Annotated in this window: 15 protein-coding genes and 3 tRNA genes; 9 read left to right on the top strand and 9 right to left on the bottom strand. The window is 34.4% G+C overall.

Annotation, left to right across the window (positions count from 1 at the left end; translation table 11 throughout):
* Positions 1–68 precede the first annotated feature (68 nt).
* The 6 genes from ychF to htrA all read right to left on the bottom strand — a co-directional run bounded on the left by ychF (position 69) and on the right by htrA (position 6,395).
* Complete coding sequence (ychF, locus tag BQ2679_RS00975; protein ID WP_075565244.1) at positions 69–1,184, bottom strand: redox-regulated ATPase YchF; 1,116 nt, start codon at positions 1,182–1,184, stop codon at positions 69–71.
* 84 nt (positions 1,185–1,268) lie between these two features.
* Positions 1,269–1,463: a DUF951 domain-containing protein gene (locus BQ2679_RS00970; protein WP_004250933.1), complete on the bottom strand. Its 195-nt coding sequence runs from the start codon at positions 1,461–1,463 to the stop codon at positions 1,269–1,271.
* A 66-nt stretch (positions 1,464–1,529) separates the two neighbouring features.
* Positions 1,530–2,666, bottom strand: coding sequence for a DNA polymerase III subunit beta (dnaN, locus tag BQ2679_RS00965; RefSeq protein ID WP_075565242.1), 1,137 nt, complete (start codon positions 2,664–2,666; stop codon positions 1,530–1,532).
* A gap of 158 nt (positions 2,667–2,824) precedes the next feature.
* Positions 2,825–4,183, bottom strand: coding sequence for a chromosomal replication initiator protein DnaA (gene dnaA / locus BQ2679_RS00960; RefSeq protein ID WP_075565240.1), 1,359 nt, complete (start codon positions 4,181–4,183; stop codon positions 2,825–2,827).
* Positions 4,184–4,395: 212 nt separating this feature from the next.
* Entirely contained in the window at positions 4,396–5,154 is a 759-nt protein-coding gene (locus tag BQ2679_RS00955; protein WP_075565233.1) for a ParB/RepB/Spo0J family partition protein, read from the bottom strand.
* Between the two features lie 56 nt (positions 5,155–5,210).
* Positions 5,211–6,395, bottom strand: coding sequence for a serine protease HtrA (gene htrA, locus BQ2679_RS00950; protein ID WP_075565231.1), 1,185 nt, complete (start codon positions 6,393–6,395; stop codon positions 5,211–5,213).
* Positions 6,396–6,579: 184 nt separating this feature from the next.
* On the opposite strand from htrA, the gene rlmH reads away from it, so the two are divergent.
* The 6 genes from rlmH to BQ2679_RS00920 all read left to right on the top strand — a co-directional run bounded on the left by rlmH (position 6,580) and on the right by BQ2679_RS00920 (position 9,611).
* Positions 6,580–7,059, top strand: a complete 480-nt coding sequence (gene rlmH / locus BQ2679_RS00945) for a 23S rRNA (pseudouridine(1915)-N(3))-methyltransferase RlmH (protein ID WP_075565229.1) — start codon at positions 6,580–6,582, stop codon at positions 7,057–7,059.
* 41 nt (positions 7,060–7,100) lie between these two features.
* A tRNA-Arg gene (locus tag BQ2679_RS00940) sits at positions 7,101–7,174 on the top strand.
* Between the two features lie 166 nt (positions 7,175–7,340).
* Positions 7,341–8,660, top strand: coding sequence for a GHKL domain-containing protein (locus BQ2679_RS00935; RefSeq protein WP_075565227.1), 1,320 nt, complete (start codon positions 7,341–7,343; stop codon positions 8,658–8,660).
* Positions 8,657–9,409 carry a competence system response regulator transcription factor ComE gene (gene comE, locus BQ2679_RS00930; RefSeq protein WP_075565225.1) on the top strand — a complete coding sequence of 251 codons (753 nt, stop codon included), beginning with the start codon at positions 8,657–8,659 and terminating at the stop codon, positions 9,407–9,409. Before BQ2679_RS00935 ends, comE begins: the two co-directional genes overlap by 4 nt.
* A 51-nt stretch (positions 9,410–9,460) precedes the next feature.
* Positions 9,461–9,532, top strand: a tRNA-Glu gene (locus BQ2679_RS00925).
* Positions 9,533–9,537: 5 nt separating this feature from the next.
* Positions 9,538–9,611, top strand: a tRNA-Asn gene (locus BQ2679_RS00920).
* 39 nt (positions 9,612–9,650) lie between these two features.
* On the opposite strand, the gene BQ2679_RS00915 is transcribed toward BQ2679_RS00920, so the two are convergent.
* Positions 9,651–10,193, bottom strand: a complete 543-nt coding sequence (locus tag BQ2679_RS00915) for a TetR/AcrR family transcriptional regulator (protein WP_075565218.1) — start codon at positions 10,191–10,193, stop codon at positions 9,651–9,653.
* 128 nt (positions 10,194–10,321) lie between these two features.
* Here BQ2679_RS00915 and BQ2679_RS00910 point away from each other — a divergent pair, with 128 nt between their 5' ends.
* Positions 10,322–12,976 carry a YhgE/Pip domain-containing protein gene (locus BQ2679_RS00910; RefSeq protein ID WP_075565216.1) on the top strand — a complete coding sequence of 885 codons (2,655 nt, stop codon included), beginning with the start codon at positions 10,322–10,324 and terminating at the stop codon, positions 12,974–12,976.
* 167 nt (positions 12,977–13,143) lie between these two features.
* Here the strand turns inward: BQ2679_RS00910 and BQ2679_RS00905 are convergent, their stop codons facing one another.
* A complete protein-coding gene (locus BQ2679_RS00905) occupies positions 13,144–14,766 on the bottom strand; it encodes an ATP-binding cassette domain-containing protein (RefSeq protein WP_075565214.1) in 1,623 nt (540 codons plus the stop codon).
* Between the two features lie 195 nt (positions 14,767–14,961).
* Between BQ2679_RS00905 and trpS the strand changes: the two genes are divergently transcribed.
* Together trpS and guaB are read left to right on the top strand one after the other, a co-directional pair.
* On the top strand, positions 14,962–15,987 hold the full coding sequence (gene trpS, locus BQ2679_RS00900) for a tryptophan--tRNA ligase (protein WP_075565212.1): 1,026 nt from the start codon (positions 14,962–14,964) through the stop codon (positions 15,985–15,987).
* Between the two features lie 162 nt (positions 15,988–16,149).
* Positions 16,150–17,628 carry an IMP dehydrogenase gene (gene guaB / locus BQ2679_RS00895; RefSeq protein WP_075565210.1) on the top strand — a complete coding sequence of 493 codons (1,479 nt, stop codon included), beginning with the start codon at positions 16,150–16,152 and terminating at the stop codon, positions 17,626–17,628.
* Between the two features lie 69 nt (positions 17,629–17,697).
* Here guaB and recF read toward each other — a convergent pair whose 3' ends face one another.
* A complete protein-coding gene (gene recF / locus BQ2679_RS00890) occupies positions 17,698–18,789 on the bottom strand; it encodes a DNA replication/repair protein RecF (RefSeq protein WP_075565208.1) in 1,092 nt (363 codons plus the stop codon).

The following is an 18,789-nucleotide window of genomic DNA, read 5'->3' as shown; positions in this document are numbered from 1 at the left end:
TTTTCCTTTCAAAAGCCAAAAGGGTTGGAATTTTTTTCCAACCTAATTGACACTATTTAAAATATTCATTATACGTTAAAGCGGAATTCCATGATATCGCCATCTTGAACGACATATTCTTTTCCTTCTTCACGCAAGCGTCCAGCTTCTTTTACAGCCTTTTCAGATCCATATTTAATCAAATCATCATAAGACATCGTTACTGCACGAATAAATCCTTTTTCGAAATCAGAGTGAATGATACCAGCTGCTTGAGGAGCTTTCATACCACGTTTAAAGGTCCAAGCACGAACTTCTTTTTCACCAGCTGTGAAGTAAGTTCCAAGTCCTAATAGATGGTAAGCTGCACGAGTCAATTTGTCCACACCTGATTCTGTCAAACCAATTGCTTCAAGAAACTCTTTTTTATCTTCATCGTCTAACTCAGAAATTTCTTCTTCAGCACGCGCTGAAATGACCACTACCTCTGCATTTTCTGTTGCTGCGAATTCACGAATTTGCTTCACATAATCGATAGATTCTGGGTCTCCAACCACATCCTCATCAACGTTAGCTACATAAAGAACTGGTTTCGTGGTCAAAAGGAAAAGACCTTTGACAACCTTTTGCTCTTCATCTGTAAATTCAATAGTACGAGCTGATTTACCGTCTTCAAGGACAGGCTTAATCTTTTGGAGAACGTTAAATTCTGCAACTGATTCCTTATCTTTTTGTGTACGTGCCATCTTTTCCACACGCGTATAGCGTTTATTAACAGACTCTAAGTCAGCAAGAATCAATTCTAGGTTAATGGTATCAATATCTGCTAATGGATCTACAAAAGCATCTTCACGACCTTGCTCACGCATGACATTTTCATCATCAAAGGCACGAACTACATGGACAATGGCATCAACTTCACGAATATTGGCCAAGAATTTATTTCCAAGACCTTCTCCTTTTGATGCACCTTTTACAATCCCTGCAATATCTGTAAATTCAAAGGTTGTTGGGACTGTTTTCTTAGGAGTAATCATTTCAGTCAATTTTTGTAGGCGTTCATCTGGAACTTCTACCATCCCAACGTTTGGGTCAATAGTTGCAAATGGATAGTTTGCAGCCTCTGCTCCTGCTTTTGTAATTGCGTTAAATAGGGTTGATTTACCAACATTTGGCAAACCCACGATACCTGCTGTTAAAGCCATAGTTTCTCAATCTCCGTTCACATTTCAATCTTCAATATTATAACACAAAAAGGGAAAACTTGCTAACCCTATAACTACTTGCATTTAGTCGATAATTTTACTCATTTTTCTTTCAAAATCATAACGACTCATCATGACAACATGATCACAATTACTGCATTTTATTTTGATATCTGCACCTAGACGTGTAATTTCCCAACGATTCGCTTTTTTGCCTGTAGATTTGATTGTACAAGCATGTGGTTTTTTCATTTCAACAAAATTTCCAACTTGATACATACTACTCTCCTTTTCATATTTCTGATTATATCATAAAAGAGGTGAGCTAGGCTCAACCTCTTTAACTTAATTTGTACGAACTGGTGTAATCAGCTGCATGAAATCTTCATCTGTATCAGCTGGTACCAAGGTAAATGGACGAACTGCTGAAATGAAGCTGATTGTTACCTTCTCACTATTCAAGGCTTTTAGTGCTTCAATCAAGTAAGTTGGGTTAAAGCTAATAGTTAAATCTTCACCAGATACAGCAATTGTATCGATTTCTTCGTTTACTTTACCAACTTCTGGAGAATTTACATGAGCTGTAACTACTCCTTGTTTGATTTCTAATTTTACAGTTCCATTTTGAGTAGCACTTGATAAAAGACGTGCACGCTCCATAGATTGACGTAGATTCACAACATCAAAAGTCACTATCGTATTAAAGTCTGTTGGAATTAAGCGATCTGTATCAGGATAATTACCTTCTAAGAGGCGTGTATAGAAGCTAATATTTTCGCTTCTAAAGAGAATTTGGTTGTTTGCGAAGAAAATCTCTACTGTTTCGATATCGTCCGTAAAAACAGCTGAAAATTCGCGTAGAGAGCGACTTGGGATAACAACATCAAAATTATCACTATTTTTTTCAAGAGTTAATTTTTTCTGACTGAGACGATGTGAGTCTGTTGCAACTGTTTTTAATTCTTGATGATTACTCAAAACAAAGTGAACACCAGTCAAAATAGGACGGCTTTCTTGTACACTAGCAGCAAAAGCAGTTTCATTGATAATTTTCTTAAGAAGTTTTGTTTCAAGAACTAGAGGATTACTTGCTGCAATTTCCTGAATACGTGGATACTGTTCGCTGTCTTTTCCTTTCAGAGTAATTTCTGATTTTCCACTTGTTAGTACAATTTGATGTTGTTCAATTTCTTTAAAATCAAGAGTCACATCTGGAAGACTAGAAACAACATTGATAAAGAAAGAAGCTTCTAAAAGAATTGATCCTAAAGAGTTAATCAAAAGACCTGCATTTTCATCTTTTTGAGAAATGAAGTTTTCAATTGAAATTTGACCATTTGATCCAATTAATGTAATTCCTTCGTTAGTCACATCAATTTTAATAGTTGATAAAACAGGAATAGCATTTTTTGAACTAATAGCACGTTTTGTAATATTTAATGATTGCAGGAATAAATTTTTATTAATAGAAAAATGAATCATGGAATCTCCTTTATTTATTTTTATTATTAGAAGGTTAATAGTAATAGTAGGCTGTGTGAAATCTGTGGAAAACCAGGTTTAGTTTAGAAAAATCAAGAAGTTATACTTGTTTAAAATTTGTTAATAAATCAGTAAAATTTTAAACACTTATCCACAAGCTATTTAATTTTCTTTTTGATGGTTTCGATTTCTATACGTAATTTATCATCAGTTTCAATCATAGATTTGATTTTTGCATGAGCATGAATGACTGTTGTATGATCTTTTCCACCAAATTCTTTCCCGATTTTAGGAAGGCTGTTATCAGTCAGTTCTCTAGCTAGATACATAGCAACTTGGCGAGCTAGAACAATATTCTGAACACGTCTAGTTCCCTTCATCTCTTTAACGCTAACATCATAAAATTTTCCGACTTCCTCTTGGATTTTTTCAATTGGAATGACGATCATGGTGCTAACGCTTTGTTTTCTGGCACGTATAGCCTCAGATGCAATATCCACAGTTATAGTGTTGATTTGCTTAACTTTAGCCATGAGACTAATATCTTTAAGGGCACCTTCTAATTCACGTACATTTGAATCAAACTGTCCAGCCAAATATTCGATTGTATCAGGTTGAAAATGATAATCAAGATCTTCCGTTTTACTGTTTAAGATAGCAATGCGAGTTTCAAAATCTGGAGGAGTAATATCCGTTGTTAGTCCCCATGAGAAGCGCGTGACAAGACGCTCAGGTAGATTTTCCAGTTGTTCTGGCCTGCGGTCACTCGTTAAAACGATCTGTTTATTATTACTATGAAGGTTATTAAATGTGTTGAAAAACTCTTCCTGAGTTTGCACTTTATTTCCACTGAGAGATTGAATATCATCAATAAGAAGGAGATCTATACTTCGATAGGTTTTTTTAAAATTATCCATATCATTCAGTCTTAGATGATCTAAAAATTCATTAATAAAGCTTTCAGCAGGAATATATTTTACACGCGTATTAGGATTTTTTTTGAGAATTTCATTACCCAAAGCATTGAGCAAGTGAGTTTTCCCTAGACCAGGTCCCCCATATATAAACAGAGGATTATAAGTTAGTCCAGGATCTTCCGAGACGGCTAAAGCAGCAGACTTGGCCCAAATATTTCCATCACCTTGGATAAAATTATCAAAAGTATAGATGTCTCTTAATCCTGTTTCTGAATAGGGTATAGATTTTTTAATTTCTTCCTGTTGATAATTACTGTTTTCAACATTGCTTGCTATATCGGAGGTATTAGAATCTTCTTTAGTCAATACATATTGAGCTTTTATTTCAGTGTCATAGATTTGAAAACCGACAGCTACAATAATATCATTAAGTTTTGTACTCCAAACCATTTCCATTTCAGATCTTGGCAAAAATATGGTAGCTACATTTCCCTCAACTTTTATTAATTCAGCAGGTGTTGCGTAGAAATCAAACATTGATCGTGTTAATCGCTCTTTAGCTAAATCTAAAATCTGATTCCAAAACTGTTTCTCTTTCAACTACAAACTCCTCCTCTCCTAAAAGGTATAATCTTAAACATTATTTTATCATATAGCAAGCATTTTTTCCACAACTTGTGAAAAACAATCCACAATGTTTAAAAGATTTATCCACAACTTGTGGATAAAAGGTCTAGATTTTGATTTTACTGATTTTTCCTCTACTAATCCAGTGGATAAGTATGTGATTTGAGAAAACTAAAATAACAGCCTTATTTCAGGCTGTTAATAAAACGTTGGTATTCTTCTTGATTTTGGAAAGAAATAGTTATTTTTCCAGCATCTTTTTTTTGAAGTTTAATGTCGACGTCTAAACCTAGTATTTTTTTCAAAGCTTCCTCTTCTTCTTTTATGAAGTGATCTTTTTCTTTAAATATTTTTTTCTTTTTTTCCTGAAGCAATCGTTCTACTTGTCTTACTGATAAATCTTCGGATTGAATTCGAGCAAGTAATTTACTCTGCTCTTTATTAGATAGTTGAATTAGGAGTCTAGCGTGTGCCTGTGATAATCTACCATTTTCAACTTCTGTTAAAATATCATATGGTAGGGTTAGTAATCGAACAAGATTTGTAATATAAGGTCGAGATTTCCCCATTTTTTCAGCAATTTCAGCATGAGTGAAACCTTTATCAATCAAAGATTGATAGGATTTAGCTTCCTCAACAGGATTTAAATCTTCTCGTTGCAGATTTTCAATGATTGAATGAAGCATCATATCTTGATCAGATAAATTTTTGACAATTACTGGGACTTCTGAGAGTCCAGCCAGAATGGATGCACGATAACGTCTTTCTCCAGCCAAAATTTCATAACCGATGACTGGAGATTGACGAACAATAATGGGTTGAATCAAGCCGTTTTCTTTAATAGATTGAGCAAGTTCCTTTATTTTTTCTTCAGGAAAATCTTTACGAGGTTGATAGGGATTTTTTTGAATATCTTTTATATGAATTAGTTTTAATTCTTCCATATTTCTACAGTATCACAACTTCGATATTCTGTAAAGTAGCTTTACATTCATGTAAACTAATAATCTAAATCATTTGTACTCTTATCTAATTTGATTGTTGTTGTCTCTTCTTTACCATTACGATAGTAAGTTATTGTCATTTTATCTCCAACAGAGTGACTGTAAAGCGCATTTTGCAATTCAGTAGCAGATGTAATTGGGTTACCGTCTACTTTTGTGATGACATCATATTTTTCTAAGTGTCCATTTGCTGGCATATTAGATTGAACAGAACGAACAGCTACTCCAGAAGTAATACTATCAGGCAGTTTTAATTTTTGAAGATCAGTTGTGCTAAGATTTGATAAGTTAACCATTTGAATCCCTAAAGCTGGTCTAGTTACTTTTCCATTATTCTCCAACTGTTCTATGATTTTGATAGCATCATTTGAAGGGATAGCAAATCCTAGACCTTCTACAGAAGTTCCACCATTGGTAGCAATTTTACTTGATGTAATACCAATGACTTGTCCCTGAATATTGATTAAAGGACCGCCTGAGTTACCAGGGTTGATAGCTGTATCTGTTTGAATAGCCTTAGTAGAGATAGCTTGGCCGTCTTCAGATTTTAAAGAAACAGTTCTATTTAAACTAGATACAATTCCTTGAGTAACTGTATTTGCGTACTCTGAACCTAAAGGACTACCAATTGCAATAGCTGTTTCTCCAACGGTCAATTTACTTGAGTCTCCAAATTCAGCTACTGCAGAAACTTTTTCTGAAGAGATTTTAACAACGGCGATATCAGAATAAGTATCAGTTCCTACAATTTCTCCTGGTACTTTTGTTCCGTCAGCTAAACGAATATCAACTTTCTTAGCTCCATTAATAACGTGAGTGTTAGTTACGATATAGGCGTACTCCCCATCTTTTTTATAGATAACACCAGATCCTTGGCTGGAAACTTGTTCAGTATTTGTGTCTGTATCAGATTCACCGTATCCAAATAGACTATTTTGAGAGTTTGCTGAGTAGGTGATAATCGATACTACAGCATCTTTAACTTTATCTACTGCTTTAGTAGTTGAATTCTCATTTTTAACTGAAGTTTGAGTAATTGTTGTACTATTCTGTGTATTAGTTTCCTGTTTTTGATTCAGCTGAAGAATAGTTAAACTACCCAATACACCACTAAAAAAGCTGATGAGAATAATTAGTAAAAGTTGTCCGATTTTTTTTGAAATATTTTGTATTTTTTTCATAGATTCCTCCATGTTTTAGTTATTGTTTAGAGTATAAAACTGTTAACTTAATTCAAACTTAAAAAAAATATGTTTTCAACAATCTGTGGATAACTGTGGAAAATATGTGAATTTCTTGAGGATTTTAGTTCTTTTACTTGTGTATAAGATGTGAAATATGATTTGAATGTGGTAGAATATAAGAATGAAAATAAAAATTGTAACAGTAGGAAAACTGAAAGAAAAATACCTTAAAGACGGGATTGCTGAATATTCAAAAAGACTTTCGCGATTTGCGAATTTAGAAATGATTGAACTTGCTGATGAAAAAACACCAGATCGTGCAAGTGATTCTGAAAATCAGAAGATTTTAGAGTTAGAAGGAACTAGAATTCTTTCTAAAATTGGTGACCGAGATTTTGTTATTGTACTAGCTATAGAAGGGAAAACTCTCTCTTCTGAAGAGTTTAGTAAACAATTGGAACAAGCGCCTATAAATGGTTTTTCTACTTTAACCTTTATCATTGGTGGGAGTTTAGGTCTTTCTCCTCAGGTAAAAAAGCGTGCTAATCTATCTATTAGCTTTGGCCGTTTGACTCTTCCACATCAATTAATGAGATTAGTCTTGGTTGAACAAATTTACCGTGCCTTTACTATCCAGCAAGGCTCTCCCTATCATAAATAGGATTGACTAACCTAGATTTTTCTGATAATATAGACTAGTGAGGTCTCATAGCTCAGCTGGATAGAGCATTCGCCTTCTAAGCGAACGGTCGCAGGTTCGAATCCTGCTGGGATCAATACATACAATTTAAAGCTGGGTTATCCCAGCTTTTTTTGTAAAAATACATTTCAGGCACAAAAAAGTGCAGTTGAGGATGAATGGTTCTAAAATAGAATCCATTTTGTATAATAGATTTGTAAGTTCATTTACAAGTAAAAAGAGAAAAATTATAGGGAGATATAATGAATTTATTGAAAATACTTATAGTTATTCTTCATATTCTTATTCTGTCAAATAGCTATGAACTCATTTGTAAGGTAACAAAAAAAGAAAAATATCTGTTTATTTTTGGAGTATTTCTAGCACAGTCTATAGTTGAAATTCTATTCTATTTCATTTCGTTACATGGATTAGGAATGGAAAAAATTTCATTTATTAGTGTGATATTTGTTTATCTAATAGGATTTAAGAAATATCATAAGTACAAGGCTATTTTTATCAGTTTACTATTGTCTCTACTATATCAAAGTACTCATACTTTTATAGCAGTAATCATATCCTCTATAACAGGTGTTTCTTTCGTAACAAAATATGAAGATTTCTTTTTTGTAGTAGTTTTATTGCTGACTTATTTTGTAATCAAAAAAATTATTTTTTATTTCCACTTGGAAATCAATTATTTTGATAAAGATTACCTCTATCCATTTTTTAAAAAAGCCATTTTTGCTTTCTTTGCTTTACATATTCTATTATTTATTTCAGACATGGTAAATATTCATGAACACTTTTATAGTTTTAGTAGTATTTTAGCAACAATTGTCTTTATTTGTTTACTACTAATCCTCTTTGCAATGAATGCCAATAAGGTTCAAGTTGAGAGAGAAATTGCTCTAAATCAGAAAAAATTTGAACAGTTATATTTACAGAATTATACTGATGAAATTGTTTCGCTTTACAATGAGATTCGAGGGTTTAGACATGACTATGCAGGAATGATGGTTAGTATGCAAACTGCAATTGACAGTAAAGATTTACAAGAAATTGACAGGATTTACAATGAAGTATTTGTTAAAGCTAATCATAAACTTAGATCAGATAAGTATACTTATTTTGATCTAAATAATCTTGAAGATTCCGCTCTTAGAAGTGTGATTGCTCAATCTATTGCCAACGCAAGAGTTCATAACATAGAGTATACTCTGGAGGTAAAAGATATTATTTCACCATTATCAATGGAATTATTAGATTTAGTTCGTGTCATGAGTATTTTACTTAATAATGCTGTTGAAGGAGCACTAGAAAGCTATAGAAAACAAATGGAAGTAGCTGTCATTAAATTAGAATCTGAAATATTGATTATTATCCAAAATTCTCGTAAAAATAGATTGATCAAGCCAGAAGAAATATTTAACATTGGATATTCTACAAAAGGTATAAATAGAGGAATAGGCCTCAATAATGTTAAGGAAATACTAGAAAAATATGATGATGTTATTTTAGAAACAGAAATTGATAATGAACGATTTAAACAAATTATTAGATTTAAGAGGAATATAATATGAAAGTATTAATTTTAGAAGACATTATAGAACATCAGGTAAGATTGGAAAAAACTTTGAATGAGATTTCCAAAGAAATGAATATTCCTATATCGTATAAAACAACAGGTAAAGTTAGAGAATTTATGGAATATGTTGAAAATGAAGAAGTGAATCAGCTGTATTTTTTAGATATCGATATTAATGGAATTGAGAAAAAAGGATTTGAAGTAGCCCAGTTTATTCGTCATCGTAATCCTTATGCGATTATCGTTTTTATAACGAGTCGCTCTGAATTCGCAACACTAACTTATAAATACAAAGTATCTGCTCTAGATTTTATTGATAAGGACATCAATGATCGCTTATTCAAAGAACGAGTTGCGGAGTGTATTGTGTATACTAAAAGTACATTATTAGAAAATCAATCCGTAGTTGATTACTTTGAATATAGTTTTAAAGGGAATGATATTTGTCTTCCTTACCATGATATTTTATATATTGAAACAACAGGAACTTCCCATAAACTAAGGATTATTGGTAAGAATTTTTCAAAAGAGTTTTATGGAACAATAACAGATATTCAAGAAAAAGATAAGGAATCTCAACGTTTCTATTTAGCTCATAAATCATTTTTAGTGAATGTTGGAAATATTAAAGATATAGATCGTAAGACTATGGAAGTTGTTTTTTACGAAGAACATCGTTGTCCTATTTCACGATTAAAAACGAAAAAACTCAAACAGATTTTAACTGAAAAGACTAAAAAATAATTGACAATTTTTCATTTATTGATATAATGGTTATATCTGTTAAAGATAAATGGTCCGTTGGTCAAGGGGTTAAGACACCGCCTTTTCACGGCGGTAACACGGGTTCGAATCCCGTACGGACTATTTTATCCGCCATAGCTCAGTTGGTAGTAGCGCATGACTGTTAATCATGATGTCGTAGGTTCGAGTCCTACTGGCGGAGTTAAACAAAAAGAACACCATTGGTGTTCTTTTTTTGTCTCTAATTTGCATCTCCCAACATTTTCATAAGAAAGTTTGTCATTTCTAGTGGACTTTCTTTTTTTCCATGAGCAATCCAGGTTTGGCATACACCAAATAGTGCGTTTGTTAGATAAATACTGCTATACTCTAACTCAATATTGTTTAAATTTAATTGCATAAAGCGTTTTTGGAGGTCAGTGCTAAGCATAATGTGAAGTTTATTTCTCAGGAAGTTTTGTATCTCTTTTGTACCATTTTCAGATAGAAGAGCAGCTAGTAAAGGTTCAGACTCTAAGTATTCAAACACTTCTAGAATAGCATCTCTTTTATGATTTGCGTGTTTTTGGAAAATATACTCAAAGGTATGAAAAAGCTTACTTTGGTACTGTTCAATCATATCATACTTATCTTTGTAGTGAGTATAAAAACTAGAGCGACTAATTCCAGCTTTTTCTGCCAGTTTAACGGTGCTAATTTGATCGAATGGTTGTTTCATTAATAATTGAACCATGGCGTTCTCAATAGTACGTTTAGTTTTTAAGCGTTTGTTGCTCTCTTTCATAGTTCCTCCTTGTGAACAAAAATAGACGCAGTGTATAAAAATTATGATTTTGACTTGTAAATAAGAATTTTTAATGTATAATCTATTATATCAAAATTTTAGACAATATGTGTAAAAAAGGAGACAATATGTTTAAAGAATGGAAAGCAATTTTTAAAAAACCAACCTTTATCATTGTAATGATAGGTATTTCTCTTATTCCTGCTTTATACAACATCATATTTTTATCATCTATGTGGGATCCATATGGCCAATTATCTGAGTTGCCTGTAGCGGTCGTTAATAACGATAAAGAAGCATCTTATAATGGAAATACAATGACTATTGGAAAAGACATGGTGTCCAATTTAGAGCAAAATAAATCATTAGATTTTCATTTTGTCAGTGAAGAAGAAGGTAAGAAGGGTCTAGAAAACGGTGATTATTATATGGTAGTTACTTTGCCAAGTGACTTATCTGAAAAGGCTGCATCTATTCTAACAGACAACCCAGAACAAATGACCATTAACTATCAAACTTCTAGCGGGCATAGCTTCATTGCAAGTAAGATGGATGATTCTGCCATGACACAGTTAAAACAGAATGTTTCTGCTAATGTAACCGAAACCTATACGAAAGCTTTATTTCAAAAGATGGGCGATTTAAAATCTGGTTTAACGAAGGCGGCTGACGGAAGTGAACAATTGGCCAATGGGGCTAGTCAGTTAGCTGTAGGAAGTCAGACATTGTCTTCTAATCTTGATACTTTAGCTAGTTCAAGTTTAACCTTTTCTGATGGCACAAATCAATTTACAAAAGGGTTGACAACGTATGTCACAGGAGTAAAGCAACTGAATAGTGGCTTAGGTACTTTTAATGATGGTTTACAGAACTATACAAGTGCAGTTTCACAGGTTGACACTGGGCTTAACCAATTATCTTCCAAGACTCCAGAATTAGTAGCAGGTGTCAATCAGCTAAATACTGGAATGAAGTCATATGCAGGAGGAGTTTCGCAACTGAATACAGGTCTCAATCAATTTTCAGTTGGTGTCAATGCTTACACAAGCGGTGTTGACAAGCTATCTATTGGGGCAAATCAATTATCTAGTCAATCAGATACATTGAGAGACGGTATTACCCAATTAAATAAAGGGATTAAAGAAATTTCGACTCAATTGAATACTTCATCTCAACAAAAAGAGGAAATCACTCAATTAGCGACTAGTTTAGATGAATTGAATAAAGCACTTCAAGCTGTAACTATTTCAGATAATACTGAACTTAAGAGTACAATATCTAATGATTTAGCGAATATATCTACTCTTGCTCAAACTATTGTGACTAATAGTCAAACAGAGCAAGAGAAAAATCTTACCAATCTTCAAGCAACAGCAACTTATCAATCTCTTACTGATACTCAGAAACAAGAACTGACTGAAGCTGTTTCAAATAATTCTAATTCTACGATAGAGTCAGCAAAAGCAATTTTAACGACGGTAGGAAATCTAAAAGAAAATTTGGGAAGTGTAAACCAACCAGTCTCTAATCTTTCTACTTTACAGACTAAAGCAAATCAAGTATTACCTGTGGCGTCTAGTTCTTTGACATCTATGTCAAGTGTATTTACACAGTTGCAAAATGCTGTAGATAATCAGTTGGTTCCTGGAAGTCAATCGATTGAAAATGGAGTTAATGATTATACTAAAGGGTTGGATACTATTTCTTTAGGTGTAAACCAACTAAGTGAAAAGAATACAGATTTAACAAAAAGTTTGAATCAATTGGTTTCTGGATCAAGTAAGTTGACAGAAAACTCTTCAACCTTGACAACTGGTTTGGATTCGCTAGCTGGGAAAACTCCAGAATTAGTAACAGGTATCGAAAAACTCTCATCTGGTTCTAGCCAATTAAATAGTAAGAGTTCAGACTTAATAGCAGGACTTGATAAAATACAGCTAGGATCTAGTCAATTAATAGATAAATCAAGTCAATTGCTTGCAGCTAGCTCTCAGTTAGGAAGTGGAGCAATGAAAATTGCTGATGGTGCTGGAAAATTAGCAGATGGTGGAACAACTTTAACTGCTGGTATTGAAAGTTTACAAGTAGGAGCTACTGAACTAGAACATGGATTGAACAGCGCTAGCAATCAATTAAAATCAGCATCAACAGAGTCTAATAATGCAGAAGTATTATCTGAGCCTTTGAGTCTTTCAAAAACAGATAATGATCAAGTTCCTGTAAATGGAATTGCCATGGCTCCTTATATGATATCAGTTGCCCTCTTTGTTGCTGCGTTATCAACAAATATGATTTTTGCTAAGTTACCTTCAGGTCGTCATCCTGAAAGTCGTTGGGCTTGGGTTAAATCTCGTTTCGAAATAAATGGAGTTATAGCTGTTTTAGCAGCTGTCTTAGTCTATGGAGGAGTTCATCTTATCGGTCTAACGGCAAATCATGAAATGAGAACCTTGTTCTTAATCATCATCGCAAGTTTGACCTTTATGTCTATGGTAACCGCGTTAACGACATGGAATAGTCGTTTAGGTGCTTTCTTCTCTCTTATTTTACTATTATTACAATTAGCATCAAGTGCAGGAACTTATCCACTTGCTTTGACTAATGATTTCTTTAAGGCTGTCAATCCTTGGTTACCAATGAGTTATTCAGTTTCAGGATTGAGGCAAACGATTTCTATGACAGGGAATATTCATAATCAGATAATTTTCCTTCTGGTAACTTTAGTTCTATTTATAGGATTAGGTATGCTTGCTTATCAACCTAAAAAAATGGAAGAAGATTAAAAAAATCGACCAATTTGGTCGATTTTTTATGAGTATGAATCATGTTAAGAATTTATAAATCTAATAATAGAATGTTTCACGTGAAACAATGAATATGTTGAATAGAATCAGATTGATAGAACTATCAACTAAAAACTCAGTTGGGAAACCAACTGAGTTTTATTTTTTTAGTCTTTCCAAAGTTCCTTTACTTTTGCTTGAACTTCAGCATTTTCTAGAAATTCGTCATATGTTTCATCAATACGATCAATGACACCATTTTTAGAAAGAACGATAATGTGGTTTGCTAGTGTTTGAATAAATTCGTGGTCATGGCTGGCAAAGATAATAGACTCTTTGAAGTTTTTCAATCCATCATTCAGACTTGAGATTGATTCCAAGTCTAAGTGATTTGTAGGATCGTCAAGTACAAGGACGTTTGATTTCAATAGCATGAGTTTTGAAAGCATCACGCGCACTTTTTCTCCCCCTGACAAGACGTTGACAGGTTTGTTAACCTCGTCTCCAGAGAAGAGCATACGACCTAAGAATCCACGTAGGAAGGTATTGTCATCTTCTTCCTTACTTGCAAATTGACGCAACCAGTCAAGGATTGACTCGCCACCTGCAAAATCAGCTGAATTGTCTTTTGGCAAGTAAGAGCGACTAGTTGTAACTCCCCATTTGACAGTTCCTTCATAGTCAATATCCCCCATAATTGCACGAATCAGTGCAGTTGTTTGGATGTCATTTTGTCCAATAAGAGCAGTTTTGTCACCTGGACGCAAGATAAAGCTTATATTGTCAAGAATAGTTTCACCGTCGATCTTTACAGATAAGTTCTCTACTGTCAAGAGGTCGTTACCAATTTCACGTTCTGCTTTAAAGTTGATAAATGGATATTTACGACTTGACGGAATAATTTCTTCTAAGACAATCTTGTCAAGCATCTTTTTACGTGAAGTTGCCTGCTTTGATTTTGAAGCATTGGCAGAGAATCGAGCAACGAATTCTTGGAGTTGTTTAATTTTTTCTTCTGCCTTAGCATTACGGTCTGCTAGTAGTTTAGCAGCAAGCTCAGAAGATTCTTTCCAGAAGTCGTAGTTTCCGACATAGAGCTTGATTTTACCAAAGTCAAGGTCGGCCATGTGGGTACATACTTTATTTAAGAAGTGACGGTCGTGGGATACAACAATAACCGTATTATCGAAGTCAATTAGGAAATCCTCAAGCCAAGTAATAGATTGAATATCAAGACCGTTGGTAGGCTCGTCTAAAAGAAGGACATCTGGTTTACCAAATAGGGCTTTAGCAAGGAGAACCTTCACTTTCTCCCCATTTGCAAGTTCACTCATATTTTGGTAATGAAGCTCTTCAGGGATATTTAGGTTTTGTAGGAGTTGTGAAGCTTCACTTTCTGCTTCCCAACCACCTAGTTCTGCAAATTCTCCCTCAAGTTCAGCTGCACGTACTCCATCTTCATCAGAAAAATCTTCCTTCATGTAGATAGCATCTTTTTCTTTCATGATGTTGTATAGTTTTTCATTCCCCATGATAACAACATCAATAGCACGCTCATCTTCGTAGTCATAGTGGTTCTGACGAAGAACTGAGAGACGTTCGTTTGGTCCAAGAGAGATATGACCAGTTGTTGGTTCGATATCACCAGCTAAGATTTTTAAAAATGTTGATTTTCCCGCACCGTTAGCACCAATTAAACCATATGTATTTCCTTCTGTAAATTTGATGTTGACATCATCAAAAAGTTTGCGATCACTAAAACGTAGTGACACATCAGATACTGTAAGCAATGTTTTTCTCCTATAATATGTAATATATTTATTCTACTAGAAAAGATAGAAATATTCAAATTTTTGTTTGTCAATTTTATGTCAACTAGGTTGACAGATTCGTTGACATAAACCTAGTTGTTTGATTTTAAAAATTATCTGTCTTTTTATTAAAAAAATGCTATAATTGAAAGGACCATATCAAAGGAGAATAAGATGAATAAACCCATTATTTTAACAGGAGATCGTCCAACGGGGAAATTACATATTGGGCACTACGTTGGGAGTTTAAAAAACCGTGTTTTGCTACAAGAAGAAAATAAATATGACATGTTTGTCTTTTTAGCTGACCAACAAGCCTTAACAGACCACGCAAAAGATCCACAAACAATTGTAGAGTCTATTGGGAATGTGGCCTTGGACTATCTTGCAGTGGGATTAGATCCGAAGAAGTCAACCATTTTTATTCAAAGTCAAATACCAGAGCTGGCAGAGCTCTCTATGTATTATATGAATCTAGTTTCATTAGCTCGTTTGGAACGAAACCCAACCGTCAAGACTGAAATTGCTCAGAAAGGTTTTGGAGAAAGTATCCCAACAGGATTTTTGGTTTATCCAGTTGCTCAAGCTGCTGATATTACTGCCTTTAAAGCAAACTTTGTTCCTGTAGGAACAGACCAAAAACCAATGATTGAGCAGACTCGTGAAATTGTGCGTTCTTTCAACCATGCCTATAACTGTGATGTTTTAGTAGAACCAGAAGGAATTTACCCTGAGCACGAAGGTGCGGGACGTTTACCGGGTCTAGATGGTAATGCCAAAATGTCTAAATCTCTTAATAATGGGATTTACTTATCCGATGATGCAGATACTCTGCGTAAAAAGGTTATGAGTATGTATACAGACCCAGACCATATCCGTGTTGAGGATCCAGGTAAGATTGAAGGAAATATGGTTTTCCATTACTTGGACGTATTTGGTCGACCTGAGGATGCTCAAGAAATTGCTGAAATGAAGGAGCATTATCAACGTGGAGGCCTTGGTGATGTTAAGACCAAACGTTATCTACTTGAAATCCTAGAACGTGAACTTGGTCCAATCCGTGAACGTCGCCTAGAATATGCTAAAGATATGGGTGAGGTTTATAATATGCTCCAAAAAGGTAGTGAAAAAGCTCGAGAAGTTGCTGGGCAAACACTATCAGAAGTAAAAGCTGCAATGGGTCTAAATTACTTTCACTAATGGATAGAATATGAACTATAAAACTATTTCTTCTTTAAAATAAGAGGGATAGTTTTTTATTTAATCTCTTATAAATTTAATTGACAAATTTTCATAGAATGGTATGATAGATACAATACAAAAAGCGTTTTGCTCAATAAAGAAAGAAAAGAGGAAACTTCAATGTCTAATTGGGACACTAAATTTTTGAAAAAAGGTTTTACCTTTGATGATGTATTGCTAATTCCAGCAGAGAGTCATGTGTTACCTAATGATGCGGATTTAACAACAAAATTAGCAGATAATTTGACTTTAAATATCCCAATTATTACAGCTGCAATGGACACTGTAACAGAAAGCCAAATGGCTATTGCAATCGCGCGTGCAGGTGGACTTGGAGTTATCCATAAAAACATGTCTATTGAGCAACAAGCTGACGAAGTTCGTAAGGTAAAACGTTCTGAAAATGGTGTTATCATTGATCCATTCTTCTTGACTCCTGAACATACAATCGCTGAAGCAGATGAACTCATGGGCCGTTACCGTATCAGTGGTGTCCCAGTGGTTGAAACTCTAGAAAACCGTAAGTTAGTTGGTATTTTGACCAACCGAGATCTGCGTTTCATTTCTGACTACAACCAACCAATTTCAAAACACATGACTAGTGAAAACCTAGTTACTGCTCCGGTTGGTACAGATTTAAAAACTGCTGAGAGTATTCTTCAAGAACACCGTATTGAAAAACTACCTCTAGTTGACGAAGAGGGTCGTCTTTCTGGTTTAATCACCATTAAAGATATTGAAAAAGTGATTGAGTTCCCAAATGCGGCAAAAGATGAATTCGGTCGTCTTCTAGTTGCTGGTGCAGTAGGGGTTACTTCTGACACATTTGAACGTGCGGAAGCACTTTTCGAAGCAGGTGCAGATGCTATTGTTATCGATACAGCCCATGGTCACTCTGCAGGAGTTCTCCGTAAAATCGCTGAAATCCGTGCGCATTTCCCAGACCGTACTTTGATTGCTGGTAATATTGCGACAGCCGAAGGTGCGCGTGCTCTTTATGATGCAGGTGTTGACGTTGTTAAAGTCGGTATTGGCCCAGGTTCAATCTGTACAACTCGTGTTATTGCTGGTGTAGGAGTTCCCCAGGTAACAGCAATTTACGATGCAGCAGCAGTTGCTCGTGAATATGGAAAAACCATCATTGCTGACGGTGGAATCAAGTATTCTGGAGATATTGTAAAAGCTCTTGCGGCTGGTGGAAATGCAGTTATGCTTGGTTCAATGTTTGCAGGAACAGATGAAGCTCCAGGTGAAACTGAAATCTTCCAAGGACGTAAGTTTAAGACATACCGAGGTATGGGCTCAATTGCAGCTATGAAAAAAGGTTCTAGTGACCGTTACTTCCAAGGTGCTGTTAATGAAGCAAACAAACTAGTTCCAGAAGGAATTGAAGGTCGTGTTGCTTATAAAGGTGCAGCGGCTGACATCGTCTTCCAAATGGTTGGTGGTATTCGCTCTGGTATGGGCTATTGTGGTGCAGCAAACCTTAAGGAGTTACATGACAATGCTCAATTTATCGAAATGTCAGGTGCTGGTCTGAAAGAAAGTCATCCACATGATGTTCAAATTACTAATGAGGCACCAAACTACTCATTATAGAAATAGAAAAAAATAAAAAAAAATCTCCTAACTAAAATAGGAGATTTTTTATTTACAAATATGTAAACTTTAGTTTACAGTTACTTGTCCGTCATTTACTGTAAATATACTGAGATTATCAGGCAAGTTTTGAAGATGCTCCAAACTAGTAGTTGTAATAAAGGTTTGGATATTGTGTGATATAGTTTCTAACAATTTAAGTTGACGAGTGTTGTCAAGTTCGCTCATGACATCGTCAAGTAATAAAATAGGAGATTCTTGAGTGATGCTTTCCATTAATTCTATTTCAGCAAGTTTAATAGAGAGAACAAGACTACGATGTTGTCCCTGGCTACCGAAACTTGCTTCCATTCCATTAATTAAGAAAATCATGTCATCTCTATGAGGACCAACCCCAGTATTCTTTTTAAAGATATCCCTTGATCTACTTTTCTTCAAACTTGATTTAAAACTGTCAACTAAATTTTCCTTGTCAATAAAGTTTACAGAAGATTGGTACTTGATTGACAATTCTTCTAGCTGGTCTGATATTTCAAAATGTTTTTTTCGACCAAATGATTCAAGCTTTTTGATAAAGTCTAATCGATGAAGAATCACGCGACAACCATATTCTACTAACTGATCGTCAAGAACTGATAGAAAGGTTTCGTCAATATTTTGTGTTGATTTTAAATAAGTATTTCTCTGTTTAAGTACATGATTATAACTTGACAAGTCTGACAAGTAAATCGGTTTGATTTGACCCAACTCCATATCTATAAATCTACGCCTGATGGCTGGTGCTCCTTTTACAAGTTGTAAATCTTCTGGTGCAAATAAGACAACATTCATATGCCCGATATAATCAGAAAGACGAGCTTGTTTTAAATGATTAACCTTAGTGATGCGTCCTTTTGCTGTTAAGTCAATTTCAAGTGGTATAGTTGTAGTTCTTTTTTGTAGGATTCCAGACACCTTAAGATGTTCTTCTTCGAATTGGATGAGATTTTTATCAGAATTTGTTCGATGGCTTCGCGTTAAGGATAGAAAGTAAATACTTTCAAGAAGATTTGTTTTTCCTTGAGCATTTCGACCAACAAAAACGTTTAATTTAGGGTTAAAATCTATATCGGTATTATGGTAATTTCTAAATTGTTTGATGGATAAGTTTTTGAGCCACAT

Source organism: Streptococcus timonensis, from assembly GCF_900095845.1.
Lineage (GTDB): Bacteria > Bacillota > Bacilli > Lactobacillales > Streptococcaceae > Streptococcus > Streptococcus timonensis.
This window is presented reverse-complemented; position numbering and strand designations above follow the sequence as displayed.

Coding starts and splice junctions, on each gene's coding strand:
- recF (WP_075565208.1), bottom strand. CDS start 18,789: ATGTGGCTCAAAAACTTATCCATCAAACAATTTAGAAATTACCATAAT.
- BQ2679_RS00955 (WP_075565233.1), bottom strand. CDS start 5,154: ATGGAAGAATTAAAACTAATTCATATAAAAGATATTCAAAAAAATCCC.
- BQ2679_RS00910 (WP_075565216.1), top strand. CDS start 10,322: ATGTTTAAAGAATGGAAAGCAATTTTTAAAAAACCAACCTTTATCATT.
- guaB (WP_075565210.1), top strand. CDS start 16,150: ATGTCTAATTGGGACACTAAATTTTTGAAAAAAGGTTTTACCTTTGAT.
- BQ2679_RS00935 (WP_075565227.1), top strand. CDS start 7,341: ATGAATTTATTGAAAATACTTATAGTTATTCTTCATATTCTTATTCTG.
- comE (WP_075565225.1), top strand. CDS start 8,657: ATGAAAGTATTAATTTTAGAAGACATTATAGAACATCAGGTAAGATTG.
- rlmH (WP_075565229.1), top strand. CDS start 6,580: ATGAAAATAAAAATTGTAACAGTAGGAAAACTGAAAGAAAAATACCTT.
- ychF (WP_075565244.1), bottom strand. CDS start 1,184: ATGGCTTTAACAGCAGGTATCGTGGGTTTGCCAAATGTTGGTAAATCA.
- htrA (WP_075565231.1), bottom strand. CDS start 6,395: ATGAAAAAAATACAAAATATTTCAAAAAAAATCGGACAACTTTTACTA.
- BQ2679_RS00915 (WP_075565218.1), bottom strand. CDS start 10,193: ATGAAAGAGAGCAACAAACGCTTAAAAACTAAACGTACTATTGAGAAC.
- dnaN (WP_075565242.1), bottom strand. CDS start 2,666: ATGATTCATTTTTCTATTAATAAAAATTTATTCCTGCAATCATTAAAT.
- BQ2679_RS00970 (WP_004250933.1), bottom strand. CDS start 1,463: ATGTATCAAGTTGGAAATTTTGTTGAAATGAAAAAACCACATGCTTGT.
- trpS (WP_075565212.1), top strand. CDS start 14,962: ATGAATAAACCCATTATTTTAACAGGAGATCGTCCAACGGGGAAATTA.